At 36.6% G+C, this 8,877-nt stretch carries 6 protein-coding genes; all 6 read right to left on the bottom strand.

Features of this window, described 5'->3' with window-relative positions:
- Positions 1–83: 83 nt before the first annotated feature.
- The 6 genes from CWB66_RS17885 to CWB66_RS17860 all read right to left on the bottom strand — a co-directional run bounded on the left by CWB66_RS17885 (position 84) and on the right by CWB66_RS17860 (position 8,403).
- Positions 84–584, bottom strand: coding sequence for a hypothetical protein (locus CWB66_RS17885; protein WP_138586424.1), 501 nt, complete (start codon positions 582–584; stop codon positions 84–86).
- A gap of 15 nt (positions 585–599) precedes the next feature.
- A complete protein-coding gene (locus tag CWB66_RS17880; RefSeq protein ID WP_138586423.1) occupies positions 600–2,978 on the bottom strand; it encodes a PKD domain-containing protein in 2,379 nt (792 codons plus the stop codon).
- A 30-nt stretch (positions 2,979–3,008) separates the two neighbouring features.
- Entirely contained in the window at positions 3,009–3,560 is a 552-nt protein-coding gene (locus tag CWB66_RS17875; RefSeq protein ID WP_077535217.1) for a hypothetical protein, read from the bottom strand.
- A 72-nt stretch (positions 3,561–3,632) separates the two neighbouring features.
- Complete coding sequence (locus CWB66_RS17870) at positions 3,633–5,582, bottom strand: hypothetical protein (protein ID WP_138586422.1); 1,950 nt, start codon at positions 5,580–5,582, stop codon at positions 3,633–3,635.
- A 62-nt stretch (positions 5,583–5,644) separates the two neighbouring features.
- A complete protein-coding gene (locus CWB66_RS17865; protein ID WP_138586421.1) occupies positions 5,645–6,562 on the bottom strand; it encodes a hypothetical protein in 918 nt (305 codons plus the stop codon).
- A gap of 20 nt (positions 6,563–6,582) precedes the next feature.
- The gene (locus CWB66_RS17860; protein WP_138586420.1) at positions 6,583–8,403 is read right to left on the bottom strand and encodes a hypothetical protein; all 1,821 of its coding nucleotides are present in this window, start codon (positions 8,401–8,403) and stop codon (positions 6,583–6,585) included.
- Between the last annotated feature and the right edge of the window lie 474 nt (positions 8,404–8,877).

Genomic DNA, 8,877 nt, shown 5'->3' with positions numbered 1-8,877 from the left:
AATCACACTCAATGCACAAAAAATTAGCGTTACTATTTGTTTTTTCATATTTTTATTCCTTTAAATTAAGTTCAAGTAAATAATTAAATTAAGTTCAAGTAAATAATTAAATTAACGTTAAAAGCATCTATTGTTGCTTCATTGTCTAAGACTGAAGAGCCCATTTTACTTACTTTCAGTTTTAACTTCTTGCATTGCCCATCTGTTTGTAGTCGCTTATAAATCGAGAAACGCGCTGGTGTGAGTTTACCTCTGCGATTTAATATCAAATCTGCATCATAACCAACGTCAATACCCGAGCAGGAAGCATCCATTTCAACTTTTAATAGCTGCCCACCAATTGAGCCAGCGGCACCACCACTAATATCAAAAATCAATTCAGGATAACCCTCTAGATATTCATCATATTCATCGAGTAGAACATCTATTTCAGTTTCATAGCCCGTAATGCTTCCATTAACGAAGATTGGTTCGAAATCACCATCTGTATAGCTATACTGAGTACCGCCAACATAAATTGGTTCAACCGCACCAGCTCCAAAAGTAAACAACATTGATAGTATTAAAGATTTAGCTAATTTCATTTTTTAATTTCCTTTTTATTCATTACAAATAGTTATAATATTCATAGCCCCTAGAACTGGTGCATAATAAATAGTTACTCTCGTACCTGGTGCGGTAATTTTAATACCCTCATCGGCCATTAATTCAAACGTTGCCGTTGAAGGGAGTGTTATTATTTTATTCGTATCAACAATATGGCTAAATGTTTTATCGAACGTAGGAATAAATTTTGTAGCCTCAGGGAAAGTATCAACCATATTAAAGCGCAAATTAACATTCTTAGATCCACTGTACTCAGCACAAGTCCATAGATAAGTATCAACGTCCTGCTTGACCGGTACAAATGAATCCCCCATATCAATAATAAAATCTTGTTGAGAAATGGCCGCAGTAACATATTTAGACTCAGCTAAGCGTTCATCCTCTGTTGTTACCGTAATTAAGCTGCCTTCATCAATATTTACTTCAACATTGAAAACACCCTGCTTATCAGTACTATATTTTTTTCCATTAATATTGAATGTCGCATTTTCGACACCATTTAAAGTGGTATCTACAATACGTCCTTTCACTGTTCCGATAAGAGTGTTTGACTGTTGAGTCACTTCAACGGTTACTTTTTTACTCGCTGTATTATTCGCTGCATCTTTAATCATCAACTCTGCGATATAAATACCGCCTATATCAGGAGTAAACTCAACTATTTGTGCACTACTATCGACTATACTAATTGATGAATTAACAGGTTTTTGTAATGACCACGAATATGTAAGCGCCGTGCCCTCTGGATCATAACTTTGAGTGGCATCGATAGTCACAGTGTCACCTAACGCAATGGTGCGGTTATTCTCGCCTTTTAGTACAATGACTGGTGCAAGATCATCTTTAACGCTAATTGCTATGGTTTTAGGATCTGAGAACTGAACGCCATCATTAGTGCGCAATGAGACAACGTACTTCCCTGTGCTTGAAGAAGTAAAATGAGCTTTACCATCCGCTTCGGTATAAATTTCATCATTACTAGGTTGTTCAATGATTTTCCATTCATAGCTTAACGTTGCACCTTCAGGGTCGTAGCTTTTTGATCCATCTAAGAGTATTTTATTGCCTAAATATGCTTCATCAGATGTTAATATTTTTGCAATAGGCTTTTTGTTAACTCTAGCATCGAGTACTTGAGTATTGGATGCTGTTTGTAACTGACCATCAGAAACAGTAACAGCAATGATATATTCCCCAATAACATCCGGTGTAAGCGTTGCATTTGCTGTTGTTGGTGATTCAATTTCACGATTACTATTGGCAGGTTTTCCTAGTAACTTCCAAACAAAGCTAAGATCGGCTCCCTCTGGATCAAAGCATGAATCGCATACCAATGAAATTGGAGTATCTAGAGTAATCGAAGTATCAGAGCCTAACTTCGCGATAGGGGCTTGATTACTTGTTCCAACTTCAACTTGATAAGTAGCATCGCTGTAATCACCTTGAGAGTCGGTCAACCGTAGGGCTATTTCATAACTTCCATTTACAGATGCTGAAAAGCTAGTGCTAGCGCCCGTTTGCGAACTCAGTGTTGCGTCACTATTTACTGGTGAAGAAAGCACAGACCAGCTATATGAAAGTTGTTCATAGCGATCAGGGTCATAACTTTTACTTGTGTCAATTTGGAGTATTTCATTAGGGCGAATAAGCGTTTTTTCGCTTGTTAAAATAGCAACGGGTGATGAGTTTTTAGCTAAATCATCACTTGTAATCACAACCGTATCTTTTGCTACCTGATTTGAACTATTTTCAATAGTAAGTTCGGCTGTATATTGACCTATAGCATCCGCTACAAAGTTTGTTTTCACGCGTTGGTTACTAAATATAGTTGCAGTACTGCCAGCTGGTTTTTCGGTGATACTCCAACTATAAGCCGTGATAAGCCCATCTAGGGTGCGGCTATCAGCCCCATTGAGGTTAATTACTTGACCTTTTTTTACACTGAAATTAGTACCGGCACGAGCCGTTAAGTCCGCATTACCAACTAGCTTTAAAGGCAACTCAGCTAAAGGACTAAATAATTTGCCATCGCTTACTTTTAAGCGAAGTATATACTCTCCTTCATCTTGTAGAGTAATCACAATTTCTTCACTATCGTTTTTATCCAGAGGTATAGATACTTGATCATTCTTGCGAATTAATTCCCAATTATATTCCAAAGCATCACCGTCAGAATCATAACTTTTTGATGCGTTAAACGTCGTAGCTGAGCCTAAATTTAAATTTGATGTTTTTGGCATAATTTGAGCAACAGGGATTGCGTTAGTTTTTGCTGTACCAACACTTTTAGGTTGTTCATCACCACCCGAGCCTCCCCCACAAGCTGACATTAAAATGCATGTTGATGCTGCTATGCTATTTTTCCATTTCATACTCTATTCCTTGATTATTTTATTATTAGATTAATTATATGCCGCATTTCTTATTGCTTCATTCAGAAGCATTGCTTGCTTACCAAGCTCTTTGGCTTGCTCTAGGAGTAAGTCCCTTTGGTAGGTCAATTCAGTATCAGAGCCTGGGCTCGTACTTTTGTTAGCTGCAACATGTTTATTGCGTTCAGAAACATGGGCTTTGTAAATTTCAACATTATCGCGTTGCGTTTTTACAGCGCTGCGGTAAGTCGCAACATCATCTTCTAGCTGAGGAAACTCCGAAATTATAAAACTATAATATTCATCTTCTTGGCTAAGCGGGGTTTCGAGGCTTTCTTGAACAATCTCTTGTATATCAACTGATCCTGACACTTTTTCAGTACTCAATTTATTCTTTATTTTTAATTCATCTGTGTGAAGCGGATCAGCTAAAGTGGAGGTTTCCTTGTGCGAGTCATCATTAATTGATTGAGCTATACCCTCGTTTTGCGACACATGATTGCTCTGATTGTAATTAGCTATCCCCAAATAACTTGCTAAAGATATAATAATCACGATTACAGTAATCAAACTTGTTTTCATAACCAAATCCTATATATAAAATAAATTATCTTGAGAAAATGGGGAGTAACCTCCCCATTTTATACTTATAAACTAATTACACTGTGTTTCATCTACACACACTTTAGCTCTAATCAATGCACTTCCTTCTTGCACATTCCATGTGTTTTTCTCAAATCGTTTCCAAATTTTTCCGTATTGAGTTGAAACATGAGAAGTAGTGCCTTGTGCTTTAGAACCACCAATTTTATCGAGTGTTCGTAAAACAATGTTACCGAATTGGCAATAAACGTTCATCGGGCATATTTTCGTTAAACCACTGCCTAACGTTGCGCCAACATCACTTTCACCGGCATCAGTTACAGCAGGCTCAACAACATCAATATCGTAAGACTCTGCGTAAACTGATAGGAACATTTGCCACATATCGTTGTACATTTGCACTTCAATATTTTGTGCAATTTCTGCGGCAACATTTGGATCATTTGATTGAGGTTTTAGATCGAGCTTACAATCCATACCTAAGTTTTCACGGGCAGACTCACGAATGTTATCCCAGCTATTTGTTTTAGTTCTAAACCAACTCCAACCTTTAGATTTACCACTATTTCTCCAGTAACTGTTCATACGATCAACGTCAATTGAACATTCGCCTTTGATAGGACCTGGGTATGCGTAATAGTTATAAGCAAGTCCCAAGTTAGCAGTTAAAACAACTCGGTTTGGTTGGGGTTCGTATAGTTTTCGTATTACTTTCCAAGACACGGTTACATTGTTATTAGTACCCGAATAATGCTCTTCGACTTCCTGAGTATATTCACCACAACGCGCATCTTTGGTAACAAAAAAGTCAATTCCGCCTGCCGCAAATGAATTTTTATCCATCGCGTCAAAGTGGATTATATCGCCACGGTTTTCCCGCTCAAATGGCATCGACCAATCACTTACTATGTTATTGTTTAACAAAGTATCAGCTGGGAAACTCCACACGTTTTTCGAAAAGACACTTTGACCTTCAACATCAACGTTTGGATTATTACGGGTGACGCCAGAATTTAAGCGCACATTAAATACATTCAGTTGTTTCACGCTATAATTACCGTGTCCTGCATTATAAAGCGCATTAGCAAGTAGGTTTCGCTCTTGGTCCCAAAGGTTATAACCGGCACTTGCTAAACCAGTAATTTTAACCCCTTCAGTTTTAACTAGCTTATCTTCTAGCTCAAAAGCACTTTTAGAAATAATGGTTTGTGCAGCCAGAATTTGAGCATGAAAAGCAACATTGTCACTAACCACTTCTATTTTTTCTTTATAAGCGTCGTACAAACCTTTCGCTACATAATAGTCCGAGCGAATTGCATTTCGCTGTCCTTCAATTGAGGTGATTTTTACAGCTAAGGTATCTTTAAGTGGCTGATATTTATTCATTACGCCAACAATACAAGAGTACATTCTGTTAGAGTCACCGCCACTTGTTACAATACAATTGGTTGTTTCGTCCGATTGTGCGCGGTCTAATTTATCACGCTCTTCGAGCAGTAATGCATACTCTGTTTCAATACCAGTCCATTGTGTTTTTAGCCTGTAATAGTTATCAATCACACCATCATTTTCTAACGCTGCGTCATTAATTATTTTACGGGCATTTTTGATTTCGTTTAAACCATCAATATTTGCACGTGGTATACCGTATGTAAGTTGGTACCAGTTACTTACAAAATCATTATTTAAGTAAGCTTGTTCTTGTAATACTGGAGTTGCAAGTTGTCTATATGCTTGAGATTTAATATTAATATAATCAGCACATTGTGGGCCTGCAGCACCGAGCTCTGCGTAAGTACCGCGAATTTGCTTTACTGACGCGGGCCCAACATGCAATGTATTTGCGTTTTCATGATCGACAATAACATCACCAACTCCTGCTGGGGTTTGAATACCGATTGCATCGAGAGGGTTTCCCTTTCGTGAATCAGGTAAAGCATGTGCCGCAGTACTTTGCAACAATGCAGTAACAACAGTCGCTGTTATTAACTTTCCATACATTTTTAAAGTTCCTTTACTGGGGTTATAGATCCTTCCAGCCAGATGGCTGCGTTAAATATTTACTAAAGTTGGCTGCTCAATTTATTTAGTCCATTTGATAGAATAAATTGATCTCGACCTAAAGGTTTACCACTGAGCCAGCTAACTTGCTCATTTAAAAAATTGTATAATTGAGATATTCGACCTTCGTTAAACACTAAACTATTAGAAATAAAGTTTCTGAGGTTTGAAATTTCAGCACTACATAACGTTGAGCTACTTCCTGCACTGCAGTTATTGGTTAAATGTGATTTTGACTCAATAAGATCAGCAATAGTTACCTGAACTGTATCAAGTAAAAACTCATCTTCTATATCAAATTGTAAAAACTCTAATGTGGATAATGTGTTATCAATTGTGCTTATTAAGTTGATATGATTACTAGAAGGTGTTGCTATATTAATTAGCAACTTTAATTGATTATTATAAGAAACCAAATGGGTTGTTAATTGGTTAAAGTACCGTGGCTCTGGGTAAGTAAGTAATTGTTGAACTGTTAATTTACAGCCAGGTTTTATAGCTTGAAACCCTGTGTTCCCCTCTAAACTTGCAAAATTTAAAATACTATTTGTAAATCCATGCGTTAGCTCTATATTACTATTTTCATACGAACGTGAACCCGATACTCTATTGGAAGAGCTTGCATCAACGCCCGCAGTTAGATTATAACGAACCGACAAAGGTCGAATAGATTCGCAGGTAAAGCTATAGTCTAAAACCGTTTTAAATAAACCACTTCGAACAATCGAACTATTGCTGTAATTAGTATTTTGATCCGAATCAAGACTGACCTCAGGAAAATGACACGGAGGTACAAATCGCTCACCCGTCCCCGTCATTCTTGAAGTACACTGAGTACTAGCATCAAAAACGTCTACAGGAAAATCACTGGCATGCACCGACGTAGTTAATGAGGCGATTGCAAGTAAAATTATTTTCATTCTTATATCCTTTAAGTTGATTATATTTGTTCAAACTTCGACGTTAAAACTTGTCTGCTAATGCTTCCCTGCTCATCTGTGACTTTGATCACCATGTTTATTTCTTGATTGTTTAGCGAACAGGCATTGTATGCAGATTGCTTCAGAGTAATTTGTAAATCGTTAAGTGGTGAGTTAGTAGCAATACCGTTTGGCAACATCGAGTTTATTGATGTACCTATACTTTCAATCGCAGGAAATAATTCAGATAAACCAGCCGACATTGTCGGCGTCCAAAACATACCGTTGTATTCAAAGTATTCTATTTCTATTACTTGCTTATTTTCATTTAGCTCATGTAAGTCAAATAATGACCAGCTCATAGTGAGTAAGCGATCATCCATAAACTGTTCAATATTTGCGATCACAACACTTCTCGCTGCTAACTCATTTAAACGTGTTATTAGAGAAGTAAGTTGATCCATCAATACTTGTGTATAACCACCTTGAGTGATTAAGCTAATCAGCTCTCGACCTTGCAGTGCTAAATCAAAGCTCTCTTGTTGAATAGAGCTCAGTTCGGGGTTGATTTCTCTGAATTCTTTACAAAGTAATATTGGTTTTTTATCCAATGCTGCAATACTCGACAACCCCATATTTTCAGTTATATCGCTTTGCTGCGCTAAGCTTGCAAGAATTTCTTTACCTGTCTGATTTTTTGAAAGGTAAGCAATATTAATAGCGGTTGCTAAGCGTTCTAAGTTCACGTGAGAGTGAAGTGCTTTATAATCCGCTAATTTGTTATTAATAAATCCCGCAAAATCTGGAGATTTTAAAAGACTAGGTTCAATGACTTGATAATCGCCGTCATACACATTAGTGAATGCTGCGGCTTCATTACTGAGCGCAACTAATACGCGTTCAAAGTTTAAGAGCTGCAGGTCGAAATCGGGGTAAAACAAAGTATTTGAAGGGGCTACTATTTTATTAAAACAAATGTCGTTACCACATTTCGCTAATTGAACGTTAATGTCGTCAGGTAAGTTCGATGATTTATTTATAAGCTTATCTTGCAGCTCAATTGGAAGTGACTTTAAGGTACTTACGTAGGTCTCAAGACGTCGGTTGAGTAAATTTACTCTACCTGATGCTATTTTTTCGGCTTCATAATTTTTCAATAACTGCCAAAAACGAACTTGTCTAGCTCGCACACTATTTAACTCGGTCTTTAGTTCTGACTTTTGAGTACTAGAAAAGTAGGGAAAAGTATCTATCTGTCTAAACATCTCTAAAAATGAGTTATTTAGTGTGTTTTCTAATGACACACCCAATGTAAAACGTCGATACACAGCAGCATAACGTAAAGGTGTTGTTAGCCTTTCAAGTGATGAAAGTAATGCTAAACGAAAATTTTCTCTTCTAAATTGATCGCTTGCAGGGCTAAAGCCAAAATAGCTTGGAGGGTTAATAAATTCAGCATAAAGCTCTATATATAATTGCTGTTGGAAAATATTTAAATCAGATAAAAGCGCTTCATAAGTTAATAAGTCAGAGACATGAAACCAAGAATAATTTTCACGTTGTTGAAAACCGGCCGCTGTTTCACGCAAATCCGTAAGTGTATCGCAAGGAATGGAGAGTGACTTGAAGCAAAGCGGTTGAAATTCAGGATCAGCCGCCTTACAAGTGTCAACACAGGTATTTGAGTTATACTCTGAATAACATACTTGAGGCGTATAATTAACTACTTGAAAACTAGCATCACACGTATTATCTAAAGCCAGCGCACTGCCTATATTACATAGACCAAGAATACAAAGCGTGATATTTAAGCTTAAAGTTCTCTGAACACAATTAATCATTATTAAAGTCCTTTTAATATAGCTACCGTCTATCCATGTAAGCAAGTATCCAACCAAGACACACCCACTTAACTTCCTGTTTACTTTAGTCCCCAAAAAAACATAAATCAAGTGAAAGTTGCTCTTTTTTCATACTGATGAAGATTTAATACAAAAGCGTACTTTATTCGGGCTATCATATATACACGCACTTTTAAAAAGTCCTTAAAGTACAAAAGGTTGAATTCATTGATACGTTTTATGATAAAATAACTGAAAAGTTCCTCATTAGTCTATTTGTACGCTTAAAATTATTCGCTATAACATCAATACAAAAATTTAACATTTTAAGAACAAAACAAGTTTAACAAGCGAAATTAAAATATAGACACTTTTTTGATTTACAACAGACATTGATCAGACCAATTTCAAAAATTTCGATTTAATTTAAACGCTTAATTCTCTTTAATTTGATAAAATAACATCTCTACTTTT

The organism is Pseudoalteromonas sp. S558 (genome assembly GCF_005886635.1).
Taxonomy (GTDB): Bacteria; Pseudomonadota; Gammaproteobacteria; order Enterobacterales; family Alteromonadaceae; genus Pseudoalteromonas; species Pseudoalteromonas aliena.
Note: the sequence above shows the minus strand (reverse complement) of the source record. Positions and strands in the feature narration are given on the sequence as shown.